The sequence below is a fragment of the Gilliamella sp. LMG 34359 genome (assembly GCF_984569085.1).
Map to the genome: position 1 here is coordinate 483,502 of NZ_OZ474906.1, position 20,324 is coordinate 503,825.

Below are 20,324 nucleotides of genomic sequence, written 5' to 3' on the forward strand. Positions count from 1 at the left end.
CGTATTAAATCATAAACTCAAACAGCTCATCTTGAACAAAGATATTTACAAGTATCGGTTGCCAATAGATATTGTCGCCCAATTCAACTTGCTGTTGTTCATATTGACGATAACTTACCGAGACATCAATATGCTTGGGTTGTCCTACTACTGCAATTTCTAAAAAAACCGTTGGCCCAGCGGTATGGATACGTACTACTTGCCCTTGGATATCATTCTTTCTGGCCGTTTTAGTAATACTGATTTCATGAGGTCGAACATAAGCGATAGCCGACTGATCAGCCCATTTACCTTGCTCTTGCATATCTTTTCGGAAATTACCAATAATTAAGGTATTATTTTCAATGTAACCATGTAATAGATTGACGTCCCCTAAAAAGTGCGCAACAAATGCTGTTTTGGGTTGTTTATAAACTTCCGCTGGCGTGCCTATTTGTTCTATTTGACCTTGGTTCATTAAAATTATTTTATCAGCAACTTCTAACGCCTCTTCTTGATCATGCGTAACAAAGATACTAGTAACATTGAGTTCATGATGAAAATCACGCAACCAGCGTCTTAAATCTTTACGAACTTTAGCATCTAAGGCGCTAAAAGGTTCATCAAGCAACAAAACATTAGGTTTTGATGCCAACGCTCGTGCTAAAGCAACTCGCTGTCGTTGTCCTCCAGATAGTTGGTCAGGATAACGTTGAGCAAAATTTTCTAGCTGAACTAATCCAAGTAACTGATTAACCCGCTCATCAATCGCGGTTTTGCTCAGTCGTATTGCTCTTGGTTTCATTTTTAATCCAAATGCCACATTTTCTGCTACATTCATATGGCGAAAAAGTGCATAATTTTGAAACACAAATCCAATATCTCGCTGTTTAGCGCTCAGCTGTGTTACATCAGTATCGGCAAAATAGATTTTACCTGAGCTGGCTGTTTCTAAACCCGCTATAATGCGTAGTAATGTGGTTTTACCACAACCTGAAGGACCTAAGAGTGCAACTAATTCACCTTGTTTTATACTAAAGTTAATATTTTTTAAGGCATCGAAGTTTTTAAAACTTTTATTAATATTCTGTAGTGTAATACCCATAGCTACCCCTTAGTGACCTATATAAAGTTCATTAACTAAGCGTCGTTCAATCCATTGACGAATCAATAGTAATGTAAGCGACATAATTAACAGCAAAATCGCAACACTAAATGCGGCAACAATATTGTATTCATTGTATAAAATCTCTACATGTAAGGGTAACGTATTGGTGTAACCACGAATATGTCCAGAAACAACGGATACCGCGCCAAACTCACCGAGTGAGCGAGCAGTGCAAAGAACAACGCCATGCATCAATGCCCATTTGATATTTGGTAATGTGATATGGAAAAAAATTTGCCAACCATTTGCGCCAAGAACACTGGCGGCCTCTTCTTCATGGGTTCCTTGCGCCATCATTATTGGAATCAATTCTCTTGCGACGAAAGGAACTGAAACAAAAATGGTTGCTAAGATAATACCGGGAATGGCATAGATTATTTGGATATTCCATGCCTGTAAAAAAGGATATAATGCACTTTGTGCACCAAATAGCAGTACATAGATTAAACCCGCAACAATGGGAGAGATAGAGAACGGTAAATCAATTAAGGTCATTAATATCTGTTTACCTTTAAATTGATATTTAGTGATAACCCAAGCAGCACACACACCGAATATGACATTTAAAGGCACCGCCACACCAACAGCAATAAGTGTCAATTTAAAAGCCGCTAAGGTATCTGATTCTGTGATCACCTGCCAAAAAGCCGTTATCCCATTGGCAAGACCTTGTGCCAATACTACCAAGAGCGGTAAAAATAACAAAATTAAAAACAATAATATCGCTAGTAGTATTAAGAATAACTGTACACTGGTCAGTGCTTGTTTTTTATCGGTTATTGGGGTTATTGGGTTTGTTGGCAATATCGGCATAAATTTACCTATAGTCAGTTATTTTTATTAATATTACGGTTGAGTCTTCGCTGTAATGTGTTCATTAAAAATAATAGTATAAAAGCGATCAATAACATGGTTATGCCTATGGCTGCAGCGGCATCATAAGCATATTGATCAAGCTTCGAGACAATCAATAATGGTAAGATTTCGGTTTTAAATGGAATATTTCCAGCAATAAAAACGACTGAACCATACTCACCAATAGCACGAGCAAAAGCGAGCGTAAATCCAGTTAACCAAGCAGGTAAAATAGCGGGTAGAATAATATGCATAAAAATTTGCCGAGGTGATGCGCCAAGCAGACTGGCTGCCTCTTCCTGTTCGCGTGGCAAGTCTGCCATTACAGGTTGTAAAGTGCGGACAACAAACGGCAGCGTGACAAATAGTAGTGCTAAGGTAATACCAATTGGCGTATAAGCAATTTTAAAACTAAACCAGTAGCCAATAGGACCGTTTTGAGCATAAATTGCAGTTAAAGCGATACCCGCTACTGCAGTTGGCAAAGCAAATGGGATATCGATACAGATATCCATTATTTTGCGTCCTGGAAAACGATAACGCACCAGCACCCAAGCTAACAATAAACCAATAAAACTGTTTAAACCCGCACTTATCAATGCGGTACTTAATGAAAGCATTAGCGCTAATAAAAATTGTTTACTGATTAATAACTTTTCCCATTCATGAAAAGATAATTTAGTTGAATAGATAAACAAGCCTAATAGCGGAATAAGAACAATCAAACTAAGAAAGGTTAAAGTATAACCTAACGTTAAGTTAAATCCGGGTATATTGCGTTGTTGTTTAAAGCTTGCCACTTTCATAACTTATACCTTTAGAATTTGCACCTTTATAAGGTAGGGTTAAGTAATAGCAACACATAACCATAATAAGCAATGTTTAGTTTATCTCAGCATAAATTGCATCAAAGATTGCACCATCACTAAAAAAGGCTTTTTGTACTTTCTGCCAACCACCAAAGAAATCATTAACGGTTACTAATTTAATTTCAGGAAACTGCTTAGCATACTGTTTAAGGATTTCAGGATTTACCGGTCGATAAAAATGCTGAGCAATAATATGTTGTGCAGGTTCACTATATAAGTACTCTAAATAGGCTTGCGCTTGCTTACGTGTGCCTTTGCTATCTACGACTTTATCCACTAAGGCGACGGTTGGCTCAGCTAAAATCGATAATGACGGCATGATGATTTCTAACTGATCGCCACCTTGTTCTTTTAACGCTAAATAAGCTTCATTTTCCCAAGCAATCAATACATCACCTAAACCTCGCTGTACAAAACTTATGGTTGCCCCTCTAGCGCCAGTGTCTAATACAGGTACATGTTGATATAATTTAGTTACAAATGTTCGAGCTTGTTCATCATCACCGTAAGTACTACGAGCATAAGCCCAAGCAGCTAAAAAATTCCAACGCGCCCCGCCTGACGTTTTGGGATTGGGTGTTATTACTTCAATATCATCTTTAATTAAATCACTCCAATCATGAATCTGTTTTGGGTTATCTTTGCGGACTAGAAATACAATCGTTGAATTATAGGGAGCACTATTATTTGGCAATCGACTTTGCCATTCAGGTGATATATTAGTCTGATAACGATTTAACGCATCAATATCACTCGCTAAAGCAAGTGTCACAACATCCGCTTGCAAACCATCAATCACTGAACGCGCTTGCTTACCAGAGCCTCCGTGCGAATTTTTTATAGTCAGCGTTTCACCTGTCTGTTGTTGCCAATACTCAATAAAGGTCTGATTATAGGTTTTATAAAACTCACGAGTTGGATCATAAGAGACATTAAGCAATTCAACACCATAGGCATGCCGCATAAAAGTACATATTGCGAATAAAATTAAGCTAATGCTTAACCAATATTGTTTCCAAACGATAGGTAATTTTTTCACTTGATACCTCATACTATTAAAGACATTAGCTTTTTTGATCGGAATACCGAGATTAGACCAAATTATCGAAAGATGCGAAAACGATTATTTTGCATTAGGTTATAACAAAAATAGATATACTAAGTGGAAGGATTAAAATTTAGGGTTGGATCTTATTCAATATTGTTTAAAGTGAATAATAATGTGTTGAATATATGGATTTTATGGGTGAGAGGTTTATTTGATGTTAACCAACAATTAAAAACATTTTTTATTTTAACAAAATTATAGTAATCCAGAACGTATTTCTGACTATGTTATTTTTTTGATTTTCGTATTATGAGTTTTATGAGTTTATAAATACCAATACCAATACAAACAGCAAACAAGCATTTAAAACCTAAAAGAACCTCTTGGTAGTCTTCATATGTATAATCAAGATATTTTAACTCCAAAAATTCCTTCAAATCTTTCACTAAAGAAGAATTATGGAAATCTACATAATTTTGTAATAAATATAAGTTATTTTCTAACTTCAATTCTATAACTAAATCAATACAGTCTTTATCACAAAGATTAGACTTTAACAAAGTTTTGATATGCTCACCTGCTTTATCAAACATTCTTTTATTTTTATAAAAAATTGCTAGTGAAATATGTTTAACCTGATTAGTTACATCTGTTTTTAAACTATTTTCAATATCTCTTACGATATCATCATTAATTCTATTTTCTTGTACAAGTAAATCAATATATGCATCTTCTATTATTACATTTTCAGGATTTTTTAAATAACTATCTTCAATGAGATTTGAATAATCAACTTTAGAATTACCCAATAAATCTAAGGAATTAATTTTAGGAACATCTAATACCAAAATTTTATATAAGTTAAACGCATCAACTTCATTGTAAAACCTATAATATGGTATTCTATTATTTTTCTCATAAAAAGAAGATGCAAAATCTACATTAAGTTCATTTGTATCTAGATTACTAACCCCTTTGCTTGTGAAATCTATTTTTTCTCCCTTATTATTATTGTCGGTAGTTTCCCATAAAACAACTTTATGATTTTTACTTTTTGCAGCCCAAAAAGCATGATAAGGTGAATAGATAATATAAGCATCGATACCAACCAGTCTTGCAGCATCAACTAGTAAATAAGTATTCAAGTCACAATCGGAGCGTTGATTGGCATAATTATTTGAGACTTCTACTGAAGGTTGATAAGAAAAATATTGGCCTAATTTTTGGTTGGCGCAAGAAATATAATTGGTAATGTCGGAAATTGTTTGTTCTTGATTAAACTTGCAATCTTTAACAACTTGATTAAAAAAATAATTTGTATTACTAAATGCTTTATTTGCTATTTCTTCTGACGTAATTTTATTATCTAAATCATATTGAATCATCTTATGAGTCAAAAATGAGAAATTTGAATCTATTGAATTATTATCAATTTTACTAATGTTGATTCGATTAAAAAGATATCCATAATAACTAGATGGAAAAAGTAATAAGAAAAATAATAAAGGTAAAATTAAAGCTATTGAAAAATATATAATAATTTTTTTTTATTTACTAAATTAATCACAATAAATTTACTCCATATAGAAATTAAATATATTTTACAATTTATCAGTTCTTTTTTTAATCATTTTATCTATTTTTAACTAAAAATGATAACATGATGATTTTAAAAGATACTTATTTTAATAAACAAAACAATATTTAAAGCATTTATATTCAACTATAAAATAGTACAAGAGTTTACACTTTAGAATTATTTTTTAACTGAAACTTATCTCAATTAAGATAAATTAAATCATTATTATCATCAAGTTTTATAAATTGTGTTCTTAGTACATGGTTAAATACTGCATTAGCTCCAATTAATTTTTCTTGAACAATTTCAGGAAAATGCTGAATTAAGATTTGTAATGCTAACTGATCGATTATTGTAGGATTCATCTATCTTGGTCACACGGTATTTTGTATATTTTCTGACGAATAACATTATGTACAGATAGGTTTCCACCAAATATAATATGTTGCTCATCTAAACCAGTGAGCTCATAGGTTAAAGTATCGAGTACTTTATTGTTCACAATAATTCTATACTCTTTAGGTGTATTAAAAACCGCAAAAAAGGACTAATAATTAACGAGTTGATTATTTGCATACCTACAAAAAGCTCGTCATTATGGAGTAATGTTAATAAGTTGATTTCCCCCCTTAAGTTAATAGTAATTTGAATGTATTTAGCCAAATTTTTAGGATACGGTTTATACCCCAATTTAAATTCTGCCATCATTTAATCTTACTCAAATGTCAATGTAATCGTCTAATTCAATAGTAAATGGTGTTTCGCTGCCATTTTGCTCTTCAATAAAGCCTAGCACACTTATTTTTGTATCGATATTGTCATCAGATAGATACATAGTTATTGAGTAAATGGTTAACGAAATTTGGCCAACTATTCTTAACTGGTGGATATTGATAGTATGTAATTTTATTTGCTGTTCTACTAAATACATCATTATTCTCATTCTTTAAATGGTTCCAACTATAATGAATAATATTAAAACATTCCAATGAGATAATGGTAATTTTTCGAACCAAAGTGGTTTTGTTCGCGTGAAGATTAATTTAACCACACCATAGCCTAACTGTTGACGAAGTTGCACAACCATACTCAGTGCAACAAAAGGACGTTTTGAGGAAAAAATATTAAGGTGCGATGTGATTTGATCCATTAATTTTTGTCGATTTAAAATCATTTCTTCCTTAGCATAAACCATCATTTCCATTGATAATCGACATTTGTAAATGGTCACAAAGTCAGTATCGTCCCAAAAACAATGAATTTATGAACAGCTAAGTTAGTAGAATCCATAAATTATCTTTAAGTAAATTGTTGTATCGTTTCAAGAGGCTGACTGAGTAGTTATATAATAAAATCCATAATGTTTTTATTTCATTATGGATTTTTAATAATGTAAGGATATAGCAATCGATCATTTTGATGTTAACTGATCGGCATTATTTTTAAAGTCACGTGTTTAACTTCATCAACAATATTATTAATTGACCCCCGTATAACAGTAAAAGGTTTCATTTAGTATTATACGGTAAGTCATATTCACCTCTATTTGAATTTGATTAACATGTCACTAGAGCCAGTTTCGAAATAATCATTTAAAACATTTTTGAGTAAATAAGGCGCTCTAGGAATAGCATCAACCGTATCTCCAGCAATATGGGTGGTTAAAGTGATGTTATCTAAATCCAATAAAGGATCATTTTCTTCAATAGGTTCAACCCAGCTCACATCAAGCGCGGCACCAGCTATTCTTTTATTTTTTAATGCATCAATTAAGTCATTTTTATTTAAAACCCCTGCTCTAGCTGTATTAATAATATAGCTATTAGGTTTCATATTATTTATGACATCTTTATTTATCATATTTTCGGTTTCAGGTGTTAATCGCATATGAAGAGAAAGAATATCAGATTGTTTTATGACTTCATCAAAATCTAGAAAATCGATAACTAATCCTTCTGCGGTTATTTTGGATTTATCAATAAATGGATCATAGGCGATAACTTTAACGCCTAGGGCATTTAGTCGTTTAGCAACAAGCTTACCTATATAACCAAGACCAATTAATCCAACAGTGTGATTGGCTAATACCGTTTTATATTCATCATTAGAAAAACTTTTACGCCAATTGCCTTTTTTTATTTCATAATGCGCGCGTGCTATATTGCGCGTCTCGGTAAACATCAAACCTAATGTAAAATCAGCAACTGGCTCAGCATTACGAATTACATGTATTAATTTGATATTTTTTTCTTTCATGGTATCTAGTGCAATATGCTCTAGACCACCTCGACAAGTACCAATTAACTTTAATTTAGTCGCTACTTCTAGCATTTTTTTTGAAATTGGGGCTATATGAACAAGTACATAATCAGCATCCTTCATTTCCTCAATAATGCCATCAGGAATAGCTACTTTTTCTGGGCCATTTTTTTCTATTTCTAATATTTTTTCTTGAAATTGTTCTTTTTTCAGATCAGAAAACCATTCAAAGGTTTTAATTTCAAGGTCACCTGTTTTTTCAGGAAAATTAATATCTTTAGCTGCATCAATTAGTGTTTTACTACTTACTAAAGTATCGCCTATTACAATTAATTTCATTTTTCTATCCTTAACTTATTGTTCTTTAACGTAATTATCACCTAGTGCTTGTCTTTCTAAATAATCATGAATTGCATCTCTTTTTAAGCGCACAAACAGATAGAAAACAATATAAACAATAACACTCAAAGCTATGTATAACGGGTTTTGTGTTAAAAAGATTAAGAAAAGTCCACCCATTATGTGATTAGTCATTACTGCAAAGCTACAGACTAACATTGCTCCAGCTGGTAGAATAAAACCAATATCTCGTGCAACATCAGTAAAAATAGGCGCTACTGCTGTAATAACATATAATCCACCTACACACCAAATAGTTCCTGTAATCAATGATTTAAATATATTGCCGCCAGAAATAGCGATGATTAATTCAATCATATATGGAATGGCGATAAGATCGACCATAGGTAATGTTTCATTGCCAGGTAAAATAATTGCTAAAATAAAAACAATTGGGATAAGTAACATGCCAGTTAATAATGTTGCTGATTCACCATAACCAGCTGCATCATTGATAGCTAAATACCACTCCCGGTTTTTCCCGCTATTTTTTGCTGTTTTTCTTGATGCATCAGTAATAGTTGTAAATGCAGAAGCAAATACACCGGCTATTTTAGGGAAAACACACATCACTGTTGCTGTTGCAATACCAACTTTTGTGATTTCACCCCACGCTTCGAGTTCATTTAAACGGGAATAATTGCCAGCAAGACCAATTAAACAACCTAAGATTAACCCTAATGAGATAGGTTCACCCATAAATCCTAGCTTTTCTTGAAGTGTTTGTGGATTCCATTTTACTTTATTCGCTCCTAATTTATTTAAAATCCAATCAACAACAATGGCTAGCGGTACTGAACATATGTGGTGTGGAGCGGTCATGGTACAGCCAGGGTAACCATAATAATTTGACCATCTTTTGGCTACAATTTCGGAACAAACAAGGGAGTAAAGATTAGATAAAATCATTAATCCAAGAGAAAGTATCAAATTACCTGTTACAATATAAAGCATCGATCCCCAAAGCATAAATGAGTAATTATTCCACATATCTGATGGCATAAAAATATTGGTAAATCGACTTATAAATAATAGTACTTGAAAGACTAAACCAAATCCTAAAAAGATCATCCCTACTTCTGTTGAGTAGGCTACAACACTTGTTGCCTGCCACCCAGTATCTAAAACACGCAAAGATATTCCAGATGTTTCAACCATTCTATTTATAACGGGAGTAACAATAGGAGTATATGCACCTATTAGCATGCCAAAACCTGTTAAACCAATACCAGCATTAAGACCAGCTTGAAATGCTTTTTTAGGTTTAACTTTCATTATCAAAGCGATTATATAGATAATGAAAGGGACAACAATTGCGGCTCCAAATGAGCTCATAATATTTGAAAGTAACTCTAGCATTAGTTGATTCCTTTCTTAAGTAACGCCATAAAGCGGAAAAATGTTAATTAAGTAACAGAAAAACCTTTCCAACCAATTGAAAAGGCTAATCTAGGTAGTTAAATTTTCAATTCTTCTACTTTACGTAATAATTCTTCGATAAATCCTTCTTCATCCATTCCTGTTAGTAAACCAACAGCATTGATCGTCGGAATATCATATTTGGCTTTTAATGGGCTTGTATGCACAATGATATCCCATTTACCATTACTAAGTTGTCCGTCAACGCCACCGGGATTAACTTCGACTGTTTTGGCTTTATAGCCGTTAACCTCTAAAATATCTCTTACTTTTTCTGCAACCATAGAACTTGTTACTGTCCCAGAACCACAAACGGAAATAACATTAATATTTTTCATAACATACCTCACATGCCTCTTATGTTTCTTATAAAATCCCGTCTCTTAATGTCAAGTTAAATACTTTGGCGAGATCTTTTAATTCTTCGGTGGTTATCGATTGTTTTATTCCGGTCGTTACCGATGCCGCTTTTAAATATATTTCCGCGGCTTTATCAACGGTTTCAACTAATCCAAAAGCATCATCTATATTTGATCCTGCACCCATGATTCCATGGTGAGCCCAAATTACGATTCGGCAATATTCCATTTTTTTGGCTGATTCTAAACCGAGATCAATCGTTCCTGCCGGCATCCAAGGAACAATTCCTACTCCATCAGGGAAGACTATGGCGCACTCAGTTATCTGTTGCCACAGAGTTTTTGTGAATGATTTCTCATCTAAATCATGAATAAATGTCATAGCAATCGTTGATGTCGCATGAGTATGAAATATAACTCGATGTTCAGGATCTTGAGATAAACGGACAGCATGGCACTTTAAATGTGATGCTAATTCACTTGTAGGGTTTCCACCATTAACTAATCCCCAAAGTTTTTGATATTTTTTACCATCACTAGATATTCGAATAATAACTAAGTTGTCGGCAGGATTTTTAATTACATTACGGAAATATTTGCCAGAACCTGAGACTAAAAATATTTTATTTTTTAATTCAGGAAGAGGAATAGGCATTTCCGTTTCAGATTTAATATCATTAACATTAAGATAAGGGGTTACTTCTTCTTCTTTAAGTAGATAGCTAATATTTCCTCCATTTCTTTCCGCCCAACCTTTTGCCCAAAGTTTATCTGTAATGTCACACATCTCTTGAATGAATGGCGCATTTTCAATATTGTATATAATCATCGTTGTTCACCCTGTTATTTAAAATTAATAAAAAAATCATAAATATCTTTTTCATTATTTAGAGAAATTAAAGTTTTTACTTTATTTTCATTACTAAATAACGAAATTAGTTGTTGTAAAATAGTGAGTTGTGTTTCGGCATGAGTTACACCAAGAGAAAATATCCAGTTAACATCAATTTTCTCGTCCTCCGTTCCCATGGCACCAAAAGACAATGGTTTTTCAATTTTGGTAATAAAAATGAAAGGCTTTTTTATATGTACGGGATCGGTATGAGGAATTGCTATATTTAATAAAGGAGTAGCTAGTCCGGTTGGATATATTTTTTCTCTTTGAATTACATTATTTAAGTAACTTTTTTCAACATAACCATGCTTTAACATAATTGAACTTATATTGCTAAATAACTCTCTTTGATTAAGATAAGAATCATTTAACTGAATAAATGCTGGTGATAAAAAAGATTCAAAAGATATGAGATTTTCCATAAAATAACCGTTTTTATTTAAAGTAATTGCAATTTTTAACTAGGTATTTAAGTTAAAATAACTGTTAAATTAGATATTAACGGCTTAAATTATTATTACCATGAGCCTATGGACATGAAGATAAAAAACGTGGCAATCTAACAAAAATCGATGTGATAAACTTCACATATAATTTAAAAAAAATTTTTTCATTTATCTTTAGCTCAATGGCCAAATACTTTTTGGAAGGAATCTATTTTGAAGTAAAGTTGGCTTAAATTTTGTTTATCTGGCAATACCAAGTTGAGTTTCCCTTGGGGTGAAATTAAATTCTTTTTTAAAACAAGTGGTAAAATATGATTGATCATCAAAACCATTATTTTGTGCAATTAAGGAGATACTTTTATTCGTATATTTAAGTTGATAAAAAGCATTAAATAAACGTAATTTGACCAAATAACGTTGTGGCGATAAATTTATGTCTCTATTGAAATATCTATGCACCGTTCTAATTGAAACAGAAAATTGATCTGCTAATTTGTTCCAATCAATATCTTGTTCAAAATTCCAATGTAACCAATGAATTAATTGTAAAATACGCCGTTCGTTATTATTGTTCTTATTATAAAAATAACGACAGTATCTTAGTAAAATTAACAGCCGTAAAAATAGACTTTCTTGTTCTATATATGTCTTATTTTGACTTTGAATTAACTTTTTTAGTAAATCTTGAATTTTGGAAGAACTGTCTAAATCTAAAAAACGGTGAATATGAAATGAAGCAAATTGCTTTGGTATGAGGGCCTCAAAACCTTTAATTAACCAAAATTTATCTGATGGTTGATAAAATATACTTATCGCCTTTAAATTTTGTGTAGTTTCATAAATATGTAAATCAGTTGATTGGGTAAAAAATAACATTCTAGGATAAATAGGATAAGATTTACCATTAATAACATGTAACCCAATACCATCAATAATAAAGGTTATTTTATTATAATTAAAATTAGGCTTTGGCGAGTAATTCTTTGGAATACGGGAGGTGATGATAATATTTTGATGCTCTGAGATAAAATAATCTTTAAAATTTTGAGAGTCCATTCTAATTTCCTTTCGTCACAAAAATTACTTAATTTATTGATAAGTAATTTTTGAGATTATCATTTATCAATTTTAAGTATAATCATTCAGATGAAAATAAGTAAAATTTATTAACGTTATTGTTGGTTATTTTCAAACATTGATCACATATAAAATGTCGACACTTTTTCATATAACAAAATTAAGGGGTAACAGTCTATTAAATACCATCGGTGTCAAATAACCTGATGATGAATGTCGCTGATTGTTGTTGTACCTATATGCATAAGCAGAAAAACCTTGTCGTAGTTCATTGATATTAGTGAATTTTTCATTTTTGACAAATTTAGTTTTCATCGTCTTAAAAGACACCGCAGAACGTCGATTATCTTTGGTTTTCAATGAATCAGTTGTGGAGTAGTGTGTTATCCATCTCTCTAATATTGATAATTGTAAACAATAAGTAGTAGCCACTACCAACAAGGTAAAATACGGACTCAATGCGTTTAAGAATATGCCTAGACACCTTATTTTACCGTCGGTGTAAAAGCAGTTGTGATTGTTGCTGATCTAATTTATATAAATGTGGGGGAAGCGATTATCATTGGGCTATTTAACCGCGATGGTATTGAAGAAATAGTTATCCGTTGATTTGGTTATTTGCAAAAGTATCGAGATCCGAACATCTCATTCTATTGAATTATGAAGTAGCTTCTTTTTATCTGTAAATCGATAGTTTGCTGTAGTTATAAATAATCAGATTAAGGTAGTAAATAATGTTATTAATCTATTGGTTAACTGATATTTATTGGGGGGCTATTAATCTTATTTTCAACGGTTACTATGATAAATAACCCCATTATTATGACTATTTTCCGTTGCTTTATAAAACTGAAAATAGACGATGATTAGGTCTAGAAAATTTCAATTATGTGATTCGGTCTTGGCAAACTCTATTGATATTTGGGTTAGTAAAAATATCAAATTCATCATAACTGGTTGATGAAAATTCACTTATCACCGCACCGTCAGGTCCAGCTTTAAACCAATGTTTGATATTGGGGTCAATGGTATATTGCTCACCGGGGAGTAATTCAATCTCTTGGCGAGCAGTATAATATTGTTGATTATCGCCTTGTGGTAAAGTACAAGATATACTGCCCTTATTTTCACCTTCAACATATAAATATACTTTACCCCATCGACAACGAAATGTTTCTTGTTTTCCTCTGCTGTTGTTGATGTCAGGATGTCGATGTTCAGGGCAGGTTTGGTTAGGTAGTAATACCATTTCTTTGGCACAATATCGGTCAGTATTAATATAAATAATTAAATTTAATCCTTCATTGTCAATATTATTTAAACCAAAATCAGCAAACTCAATATTATTTAACTCTTGTTCGGTCAAAATAAGTTGAGCTTTTTTATATAACTCTTTGACATTATTCTTATAATCTTCACTTACTAACATAATACACCTCATATAACTAAAACTAAGTCTATATTTAGATGGCTATGGTTTAATCGATAATGACTTGCATAACCATCTAATTTTTATAAAGTTAGCTGATTTTTATTGTATCTAAGTCAATATCTTTCTCGTCATCAATAGTGAGTTGATTGTTATCATCGAGATTAACTCGTTTTTTCAGCACAAATAATATAATTGCGGTAGCAAGTGAGCCAGCCATTAAGGCAATAAACCATTGGATAGGATTCGCCATTGTCACCATGGCAAATAGTCCACCAGCGGGTGCCGGTGTAGCACTTCCACACGCCATACTAATTGCACCGCCAACAGCGCCACCGACCCCGGTTGCTATTAAACATCTGAGTAAGTCATTAAAGATAATCGGATAGCAACCTTCAGTGATTTGGCACACTCCCATAGGAAATGCGGCTTTTAATGTTTCAACTTCATTGTGGGTATAAATATTTTTAGAAAATATTTTTTGCATAAAGTAAGCGATTGTCATTCCAAAAGGCGTTACCATTGAGGCTAAAATCATAACTGCCATTGGTTCATAGCCATTTGGACCTAATGAAAGTAAAAACATGACCACGGTTTTATTGATTGGACCACCATAATCAATTCCGGAAAGAACACCTATAATTAATCCATATACAATTTTTTCACTGGTATTAAGATTTTTTAAGTAGTCCATCAGTAATTCAGTAAATGCAGCAATTGGGGTGCCGACAACGTAGTACATTATGAGACCCATGGCAAACGCCGATAATAACGGAATAATTAAAACCGGTCTTAGCCCTTCCGCCCAATGTGGTACTTTAATTTTTTCTCTGAGAAGTAAAGCAATATAACCAGCAATATAGCCACCGATAAAACCACCGATAAAGCCTGCGCCGATATTAATCGCAATTAATCCGGTCAAAAAACCGGGAGCAATGCCTGGTTTATCGGCGATAGAATAAGAAATACCGGTAGATATCACCACAGGTAGCATTCCAAGAACTAATACCCCCATGGTCGAAAGCGCATCAACTAATCGGAAATCATCATGAAAACTATTCATGACTTGTCCACCAAATAGACTGCCTATAGCGAGACAAAAACCGGCACTGACAACAATGGGTATTAAATATGATATAGCCGTTAGAGCATGGCGCTTTAACGCTATTAATTTGAACATCTTCATGTGCAACCTCACCTGTAAGATTATTGAGAAATAGCTTCTTCGATCTTCTTAATTAATTTATTGGGGGACTTTATGGCGATTTCCGTGGGGACCTCAATGATTTTTTTGTCGGCAAATCGTTCTCTACCAGATACTTTTACATCAATAGCTAATATAACAATATCAGCACTTTTGATTAATTCATCTGGAATTTCATCTTGTACGCCTATCGTACCTTGGGTTTCAATATGTATGTTATGCCCAGCATTTTTGGCCGCAGCGATTAATTTTTCTTTTGCAATATAAGTATGTGCAATTCCTGCAGTACAGGCAGCGATTCCAATAATATTCATAGCCTTTGTCCTTTTTAATTACAATTACTTGCTGATAAATTTGCTATCAGCAACTAGTGAAAATTTGTTTAATTTCCTGACTATCATTTGCTTTTAACAATCTATCAATAACATCATCATTACCAAGCTTACCGGCTAATTGTGCCAACAACATCAGATGTTCATTAGCACCATCATGATTAGCGCTGACTGAGAATAAAAATATTAATTTAACTCCTTTGCCATCAAGAGTTTCCCATTGAATTTCTTGGTTGAATTTCCCAATAGCAATACCATTTCGTAGTACGCTATCGCTTTGACCATGAGGAATAGCAATATAATTACCTATACCTGTTGCTCCCAATGATTCTCTATAATAGATATCTTCCAGAAATGAACTAATATCATTAATATAGCCAGCACTAAGTAGTTTTTCTGATAAAATCAGTAATGCTTCATTTTTATCTTTTGCATTAATATTGGTGGTAATGACTTGTTCATCTAAAATTTTATTTAATGACATAAACTCTTCCTCTTATTAAATGTAATAATCCATTGTTGGTTGCCGGTCGACAATTAACCGGCGTTTAGCTTACATTTATTAATATGAACAAGCAGTTAGCTATTTGTTCTTATCTTGCCTTAAAATTTATCGATAATATAAAGATGCTTTATTATCTGCTTTAAATAATTTAATTTTTTGCTCCGCGACTCTTTGTGTCTCTAGCATGCAAGGTGGGAATAAAACATTAGGTTCTCTAATCTCGTTATTACCGCCATTTAACATCTCGCGTAATTTGTTAGCAAAACAGATTTTTATATCACTAGAGATGTTTATTTTGGCAATACCTAAATCAAGCGAAGCGGCAAGTTCATCATCAGCATTACTCGAACCGCCATGAAGTACTAATGGGATTGCGACCAGCTTATAAATTTCTTCTAGAATATCTAAACGTAATTTAGGAACTAAGTGTTTTGGATAAATACCATGTGATGTACCAATGGCTACCGCAAGAGAATCAATTTTTGTTTCTTCAACAAATTCTTTGGCTTTTAGCGGATCGGTGTAGATAATTTCACTGGCTCCCCCTTCAACGGTAGAACCAGTGTCGCCAATGGTGCCTAACTCTGCTTCCACTGATACGCCAACACTATGTGCTAATTTTACGACTTCTTTAGTAATCCTAATATTTTCCTCAAATGGTTGATGTGAACTGTCTATCATTACTGAGGTGAAACCCAATTGAATGGCATGGGCGACTTGTTGCATGTTGGCGCCATGATCTAAGTGAATACAAATAGGGATTTTACTGTGATTAGCTTCATAAATAACTTGACTGATAAAACTATCTTTTAAGAAAGCAAGTTCATCAGGGTGAATAGCCATTATAAATGGTGCGTTAAGGCGTTCAGCCGTTTCCATGACTGCAGTAAGTAATTGCCCACTACCCGCATTAAAAGCGGGGACAGAAAATTTATTTTCTCTTGCTATATCTAGCATTTGTTTACCAGTGATTAACATAAGCTACTCCTTAAATTGCTATTATTAACATTTCTCTTTTTTTTCTTTTTCTTTTCTTTCTTTTATTATTTTATTCTTTCTTATTTGTGTCAATTGTTTTTTTATTTTCTTTTTATGGCTATTTTATTTTCTTATGTTTATCGGTTTTTTTTGTTTTATTTTATTTTGTTTTTTGTGTATTATTCAGATAAATCAAAATTTAAGGTGACTAATTATGTTTGCTGAAGAGAGACAACAGATTATTTTGAAAACAGTAATAGAAAATAAATCGATTACTGTTAAAGAGTTAGCCGCTTTATTAGACGTATCAATGCCGACTATACGTAGTGATATTGATATAATTTGTGCAAATTTTCCTGATATAGAGCGAACACATGGCGGGATTGTGTTATCGAATAAATTTATACATCAAACCCCTTATGAAGAAAGAAAAGCACTCAATTTGAAGGAAAAACAGAGCATTGCTAATTTAGCGATATCTTTAATTAAACACAAAGATACAATTCTTATTGATTCTAGTTCAACGAGTAATGAAATCGCCAATAAATTAATAAATATTAATATCAAAATTACGATTATTACTACCGGTATCAATATCGCAATTAAGTTAAAAGAAAATCCAAATTTGACCGTTATTATTATTGGTGGTGTGTTGAAACCCAAATCAAATACCATACAAAATTCTTTTGATGATAGCGTTATAAACGCTTTTAATATTGATAAATATTTTTTTTCAGCCTCAGGGGTTTCACTGAAAAACGGTTTTTCTGATTATAATTACAATGAAGTTGTTGACAAAAAAAGGTTTTTAGCAAAATGCCAACAATCTATTGCGTTAATTGATTCAAGTAAATTTAATATTGATTCAAAATCTAGCTTTGCTCAATTAAAAGAGGTTGATTATTTAATAACAACTCAAGCTGTCGATAAAATGGTTATTGACCAATATAAGAAGTATGTAAAAGTTCTAACAGCTTGAAGATAAATAGCACTAAAGATGGTTTGGTTTAACAATATGAGGGCTAAAGAGTTGCTCTGCATATTAGTGATATTAAAAAATTATTGGCGTAATGAGGGCCATTTTAGTCGAATCAATTTGCTAAAAATAAATATGTTCTCGGTATTTAACCTGATTTAGGTTGACCAATGAATAAGTAACAAGGTGATTGATTTAAGAACCATTAGAGAGCTTTACCTCGTGGCTATATTTTAAGGTAGCTAATATATAATAAACAAAAATAGTGTAAGGTATTTTAATGATGACTAGGATGAAAAATTTACAATTTAATTTAGTTAGCTGTTAGTCCTAATTGAATGTAATGAATAATATTTAATGGAGATAAATAATGAAGCGATATGGTAGTGTTGAGGCGGGAGGCACCAAATTTATTTGCGCTGTTGGTAATGAAAACAATGAAATCATTATTAGCGAGGCTATACCAACCACAACTTATGAAGAAACAATAAAAAAGGTCATTGTATTTTTTGAAAAAAATCGCGTTGATGCTTTAGCGATAGGTAGTTTTGGGCCAGTAGATCTTGATATTTCTAGTGAGCAGTATGGATGTATATTAAATACCCCAAAACAGGGTTGGACTAATGTAAATATTGTTTTACCAATACAGAAAGCACTCAATATACCGATCTTTTTTACCACAGATGTTAACTCAAGCGCTTATGGTGAAATGTATCTAAATGGATGTAATAACTTAGTTTATTATACAATTGGTACCGGAATTGGTGGCAGTGCCATTCAAAATGGTGTATTTATTGGTGGCATTGGCCATCCAGAAATGGGACACCAATTGATAAAAAAACATCCACTAGATGTCAATTTTAACGGTGTTTGTCCATTACATGGTGATTGTTTAGAAGGACTAGCGTCAGGACCGAGTATTGAAGCGAGAACTGGTAAAAAAGGTCAAGAACTAGAGAGCAATTCAACGGTTTGGGATATTCAAGCATACTATATTGCTCAAGCTATTTTGAATACGACCTTAGTGATTAGACCTGAGTTAGTCATTGTTGGTGGTGGAGTGATGAGCCAACATCACATGCTAGATCGAATAAAAATGCATTTTAAAAAATTGTTAAATAATTATGTTACCATTGAAAATATTGATAAATATATAAAAACCCCGTCAGTTGAAAATAATGGCAGTGCAACAATAGGTAACTTTTTACTCGCCAAAAACTTATTAATTAAAAATTAATTTATTGCCATTGTATATGATGAGGTTGTTATATCTACCGAAATTGATATAGGAACCTCTGAATTTAAAACCGAACTAACCCTGTTTTTTAAATTATAGATAGGCTAATCGCAAATGGATCATCATATAGGTTTTATTTAATATCCATTCAGATGCCAATTAGAGGTCATATATGGAAAAAATCTTACCAATATTGCCTTGTTTTGGGAGTTATATCACAAAATTTTTAGTTGGTTTGAAAAATAGCCCAATTGAATTATAAGCAATAAAACCTAAAAAGTTCTACTCTACTTCTTTTTAAGGCGGCTTATAATTTCTGTTTTAATCTTGATCTGGTCAGAACTTTTTTCTCCTGATATTTTATTGTTCATAATGGCGATAGCATTTTCGGCAATATCTTTATCCTTTTGCTTCATTGACCAGATATTGTTAGCTAAGAAATTGAGCATAATATGTTCATCAAAAGCACCAATATTTAGATTATCCGGAATATATCCCAAATGCTGACGTAGAAAACTAATAATTCCTTCTAAAATAGGTAGTGATGAAGCGATAAAATTTTGCGGTATGTCGTTATGTGTTTCAATGTACTCTTTCATTAAAAGCTCGCCGTCATTAACTAAATCAGTTTGTGAATAAAAGACTTCACAATCTTTTTCGTCAATGCCGTTCTCAACCATGGCAGAGATAAAACCTGCTATACGTTCTTTTACTGGGGGTAAAATCGGCGCTCCCGCAAAAAAAACAATGGGTTTTTGGATGAGTTTAAACATTGATGATGTTAAGGCATAACCACTCTCAAAGTTATCAGACACAACCCATGAAGAGTCATTTTGAGCAAAATCACGATCTAAGAAAACGATGGGTTTATTAGATGTTTTGATATGATACATTTGTGTTTCTTCAGTAACCGGGACAACAAAAATACCATCAACATTTCTCTCTTCTAGTGAAGCAAGTAATTTTTTTTCATGTTCAGGATCATTATGAGTACAACAGATCATCAATCGATAACCTTTACTTCGACAAGATAATTCCATCGACTCAGCCAAGGATGAGAAAAAAGGGTTTGATAAATTAGGCACAATTAAGCCTAATGTTTCTGTTTTATTTAATTTTAAACTACGTGCAATATGGTTAATGGTGTAACCATACTTATTGACATAATCTTGGATCTTTTTCTGGGTTTTCTGACTGATACGATAACGTTCTGCTTGTCCATTTAATACTAATCTCACTGTTGTTATTGACAGATTTAATGCAGAAGAGATTTGCTCTACTGTTTTAGCCATTTTAGATCCTATAATTTAT

General features: G+C 32.6%; 23 protein-coding genes. 2 read left to right on the plus strand and 21 right to left on the minus strand.

The window, feature by feature from the left end:
• Window positions 1–4 precede the first annotated feature (4 nt).
• The 20 genes from AC5LXV_RS02325 to AC5LXV_RS02420 all read right to left on the minus strand — a co-directional run bounded on the left by AC5LXV_RS02325 (window position 5) and on the right by AC5LXV_RS02420 (window position 16,800).
• Window positions 5–1,084, minus strand: coding sequence for a sulfate/molybdate ABC transporter ATP-binding protein (locus AC5LXV_RS02325; RefSeq protein WP_493467282.1), 1,080 nt, complete (start codon window positions 1,082–1,084; stop codon window positions 5–7).
• A gap of 9 nt (window positions 1,085–1,093) precedes the next feature.
• Window positions 1,094–1,960: a sulfate ABC transporter permease subunit CysW gene (gene cysW / locus AC5LXV_RS02330; protein ID WP_493467283.1), complete on the minus strand. Its 867-nt coding sequence runs from the start codon at window positions 1,958–1,960 to the stop codon at window positions 1,094–1,096.
• A gap of 14 nt (window positions 1,961–1,974) precedes the next feature.
• On the minus strand, window positions 1,975–2,808 hold the full coding sequence (gene cysT / locus AC5LXV_RS02335; protein WP_334321059.1) for a sulfate ABC transporter permease subunit CysT: 834 nt from the start codon (window positions 2,806–2,808) through the stop codon (window positions 1,975–1,977).
• Between the two features lie 76 nt (window positions 2,809–2,884).
• On the minus strand, window positions 2,885–3,922 hold the full coding sequence (locus AC5LXV_RS02340; RefSeq protein ID WP_493467284.1) for a sulfate ABC transporter substrate-binding protein: 1,038 nt from the start codon (window positions 3,920–3,922) through the stop codon (window positions 2,885–2,887).
• 284 nt (window positions 3,923–4,206) lie between these two features.
• Window positions 4,207–5,304, minus strand: a complete 1,098-nt coding sequence (locus AC5LXV_RS02345; RefSeq protein WP_493467285.1) for a hypothetical protein — start codon at window positions 5,302–5,304, stop codon at window positions 4,207–4,209.
• Between the two features lie 394 nt (window positions 5,305–5,698).
• Window positions 5,699–5,863 (minus strand): hypothetical protein, encoded by a 165-nt coding sequence (locus AC5LXV_RS02350; protein WP_493452644.1) that lies wholly within the window; start codon window positions 5,861–5,863, stop codon window positions 5,699–5,701.
• Window positions 5,864–6,216: 353 nt separating this feature from the next.
• Window positions 6,217–6,432, minus strand: coding sequence for a hypothetical protein (locus AC5LXV_RS02355; protein WP_493445679.1), 216 nt, complete (start codon window positions 6,430–6,432; stop codon window positions 6,217–6,219).
• Window positions 6,433–6,444: 12 nt separating this feature from the next.
• The gene (locus AC5LXV_RS02360; RefSeq protein WP_493467957.1) at window positions 6,445–6,759 is read right to left on the minus strand and encodes a transposase domain-containing protein; all 315 of its coding nucleotides are present in this window, start codon (window positions 6,757–6,759) and stop codon (window positions 6,445–6,447) included.
• 281 nt (window positions 6,760–7,040) lie between these two features.
• Entirely contained in the window at window positions 7,041–8,096 is a 1,056-nt protein-coding gene (locus AC5LXV_RS02365; protein ID WP_493467286.1) for a 2-hydroxyacid dehydrogenase, read from the minus strand.
• A gap of 15 nt (window positions 8,097–8,111) precedes the next feature.
• Window positions 8,112–9,515 (minus strand): PTS galactitol transporter subunit IIC, encoded by a 1,404-nt coding sequence (locus tag AC5LXV_RS02370; protein WP_493445681.1) that lies wholly within the window; start codon window positions 9,513–9,515, stop codon window positions 8,112–8,114.
• A 98-nt stretch (window positions 9,516–9,613) separates the two neighbouring features.
• Complete coding sequence (locus tag AC5LXV_RS02375; protein WP_493446400.1) at window positions 9,614–9,913, minus strand: PTS sugar transporter subunit IIB; 300 nt, start codon at window positions 9,911–9,913, stop codon at window positions 9,614–9,616.
• Between the two features lie 28 nt (window positions 9,914–9,941).
• Complete coding sequence (gene rhaD, locus AC5LXV_RS02380) at window positions 9,942–10,763, minus strand: rhamnulose-1-phosphate aldolase (RefSeq protein ID WP_493445682.1); 822 nt, start codon at window positions 10,761–10,763, stop codon at window positions 9,942–9,944.
• 14 nt (window positions 10,764–10,777) lie between these two features.
• Window positions 10,778–11,251: a PTS sugar transporter subunit IIA gene (locus tag AC5LXV_RS02385; protein WP_493467287.1), complete on the minus strand. Its 474-nt coding sequence runs from the start codon at window positions 11,249–11,251 to the stop codon at window positions 10,778–10,780.
• A 264-nt stretch (window positions 11,252–11,515) separates the two neighbouring features.
• Entirely contained in the window at window positions 11,516–12,331 is an 816-nt protein-coding gene (locus tag AC5LXV_RS02390) for a helix-turn-helix domain-containing protein (RefSeq protein WP_493467288.1), read from the minus strand.
• Between the two features lie 168 nt (window positions 12,332–12,499).
• On the minus strand, window positions 12,500–12,811 hold the full coding sequence (locus AC5LXV_RS02395) for an integrase core domain-containing protein (protein ID WP_493467289.1): 312 nt from the start codon (window positions 12,809–12,811) through the stop codon (window positions 12,500–12,502).
• 427 nt (window positions 12,812–13,238) lie between these two features.
• Complete coding sequence (locus AC5LXV_RS02400) at window positions 13,239–13,781, minus strand: D-lyxose/D-mannose family sugar isomerase (protein ID WP_493467290.1); 543 nt, start codon at window positions 13,779–13,781, stop codon at window positions 13,239–13,241.
• Between the two features lie 91 nt (window positions 13,782–13,872).
• Complete coding sequence (locus AC5LXV_RS02405) at window positions 13,873–14,967, minus strand: PTS fructose transporter subunit IIC (protein ID WP_493467291.1); 1,095 nt, start codon at window positions 14,965–14,967, stop codon at window positions 13,873–13,875.
• A gap of 20 nt (window positions 14,968–14,987) precedes the next feature.
• Window positions 14,988–15,299, minus strand: coding sequence for a PTS fructose transporter subunit IIB (locus AC5LXV_RS02410; RefSeq protein WP_493467292.1), 312 nt, complete (start codon window positions 15,297–15,299; stop codon window positions 14,988–14,990).
• Between the two features lie 46 nt (window positions 15,300–15,345).
• A complete protein-coding gene (locus AC5LXV_RS02415; protein ID WP_034884675.1) occupies window positions 15,346–15,801 on the minus strand; it encodes a PTS sugar transporter subunit IIA in 456 nt (151 codons plus the stop codon).
• A gap of 126 nt (window positions 15,802–15,927) precedes the next feature.
• Complete coding sequence (locus tag AC5LXV_RS02420; RefSeq protein ID WP_493467293.1) at window positions 15,928–16,800, minus strand: ketose-bisphosphate aldolase; 873 nt, start codon at window positions 16,798–16,800, stop codon at window positions 15,928–15,930.
• A 214-nt stretch (window positions 16,801–17,014) separates the two neighbouring features.
• Here AC5LXV_RS02420 and AC5LXV_RS02425 point away from each other — a divergent pair, with 214 nt between their 5' ends.
• Window positions 17,015–17,779: a DeoR/GlpR family DNA-binding transcription regulator gene (locus AC5LXV_RS02425; RefSeq protein ID WP_493452652.1), complete on the plus strand. Its 765-nt coding sequence runs from the start codon at window positions 17,015–17,017 to the stop codon at window positions 17,777–17,779.
• Window positions 17,780–18,143: 364 nt separating this feature from the next.
• Window positions 18,144–19,013 carry a fructokinase ScrK gene (gene scrK, locus AC5LXV_RS02430; protein WP_493467958.1) on the plus strand — a complete coding sequence of 290 codons (870 nt, stop codon included), beginning with the start codon at window positions 18,144–18,146 and terminating at the stop codon, window positions 19,011–19,013.
• Window positions 19,014–19,300: 287 nt separating this feature from the next.
• Here scrK and AC5LXV_RS02435 read toward each other — a convergent pair whose 3' ends face one another.
• Window positions 19,301–20,305, minus strand: coding sequence for a LacI family DNA-binding transcriptional regulator (locus AC5LXV_RS02435; RefSeq protein ID WP_493467294.1), 1,005 nt, complete (start codon window positions 20,303–20,305; stop codon window positions 19,301–19,303).
• Between the last annotated feature and the right edge of the window lie 19 nt (window positions 20,306–20,324).

Excerpts from the sequence above, each read along its gene's own strand:
- AC5LXV_RS02325 (WP_493467282.1), bottom strand. The coding sequence starts at position 1,084 with ATGGGTATTACACTACAGAATATTAATAAAAGTTTTAAAAACTTCGAT.
- cysW (WP_493467283.1), bottom strand. The coding sequence starts at position 1,960 with ATGCCGATATTGCCAACAAACCCAATAACCCCAATAACCGATAAAAAA.
- cysT (WP_334321059.1), bottom strand. The coding sequence starts at position 2,808 with ATGAAAGTGGCAAGCTTTAAACAACAACGCAATATACCCGGATTTAAC.
- AC5LXV_RS02340 (WP_493467284.1), bottom strand. The coding sequence starts at position 3,922 with ATGAGGTATCAAGTGAAAAAATTACCTATCGTTTGGAAACAATATTGG.
- AC5LXV_RS02345 (WP_493467285.1), bottom strand. The coding sequence starts at position 5,304 with ATGATTCAATATGATTTAGATAATAAAATTACGTCAGAAGAAATAGCA.
- AC5LXV_RS02350 (WP_493452644.1), bottom strand. The coding sequence starts at position 5,863 with ATGAATCCTACAATAATCGATCAGTTAGCATTACAAATCTTAATTCAG.
- AC5LXV_RS02355 (WP_493445679.1), bottom strand. The coding sequence starts at position 6,432 with ATGATGTATTTAGTAGAACAGCAAATAAAATTACATACTATCAATATC.
- AC5LXV_RS02365 (WP_493467286.1), bottom strand. The coding sequence starts at position 8,096 with ATGAAATTAATTGTAATAGGCGATACTTTAGTAAGTAGTAAAACACTA.
- AC5LXV_RS02370 (WP_493445681.1), bottom strand. The coding sequence starts at position 9,515 with ATGCTAGAGTTACTTTCAAATATTATGAGCTCATTTGGAGCCGCAATT.
- AC5LXV_RS02375 (WP_493446400.1), bottom strand. The coding sequence starts at position 9,913 with ATGAAAAATATTAATGTTATTTCCGTTTGTGGTTCTGGGACAGTAACA.
- rhaD (WP_493445682.1), bottom strand. The coding sequence starts at position 10,763 with ATGATTATATACAATATTGAAAATGCGCCATTCATTCAAGAGATGTGT.
- AC5LXV_RS02385 (WP_493467287.1), bottom strand. The coding sequence starts at position 11,251 with ATGGAAAATCTCATATCTTTTGAATCTTTTTTATCACCAGCATTTATT.
- AC5LXV_RS02390 (WP_493467288.1), bottom strand. The coding sequence starts at position 12,331 with ATGGACTCTCAAAATTTTAAAGATTATTTTATCTCAGAGCATCAAAAT.
- AC5LXV_RS02400 (WP_493467290.1), bottom strand. The coding sequence starts at position 13,781 with ATGTTAGTAAGTGAAGATTATAAGAATAATGTCAAAGAGTTATATAAA.
- AC5LXV_RS02405 (WP_493467291.1), bottom strand. The coding sequence starts at position 14,967 with ATGAAGATGTTCAAATTAATAGCGTTAAAGCGCCATGCTCTAACGGCT.
- AC5LXV_RS02410 (WP_493467292.1), bottom strand. The coding sequence starts at position 15,299 with ATGAATATTATTGGAATCGCTGCCTGTACTGCAGGAATTGCACATACT.
- AC5LXV_RS02415 (WP_034884675.1), bottom strand. The coding sequence starts at position 15,801 with ATGTCATTAAATAAAATTTTAGATGAACAAGTCATTACCACCAATATT.
- AC5LXV_RS02420 (WP_493467293.1), bottom strand. The coding sequence starts at position 16,800 with ATGTTAATCACTGGTAAACAAATGCTAGATATAGCAAGAGAAAATAAA.
- AC5LXV_RS02425 (WP_493452652.1), top strand. The coding sequence starts at position 17,015 with ATGTTTGCTGAAGAGAGACAACAGATTATTTTGAAAACAGTAATAGAA.
- AC5LXV_RS02435 (WP_493467294.1), bottom strand. The coding sequence starts at position 20,305 with ATGGCTAAAACAGTAGAGCAAATCTCTTCTGCATTAAATCTGTCAATA.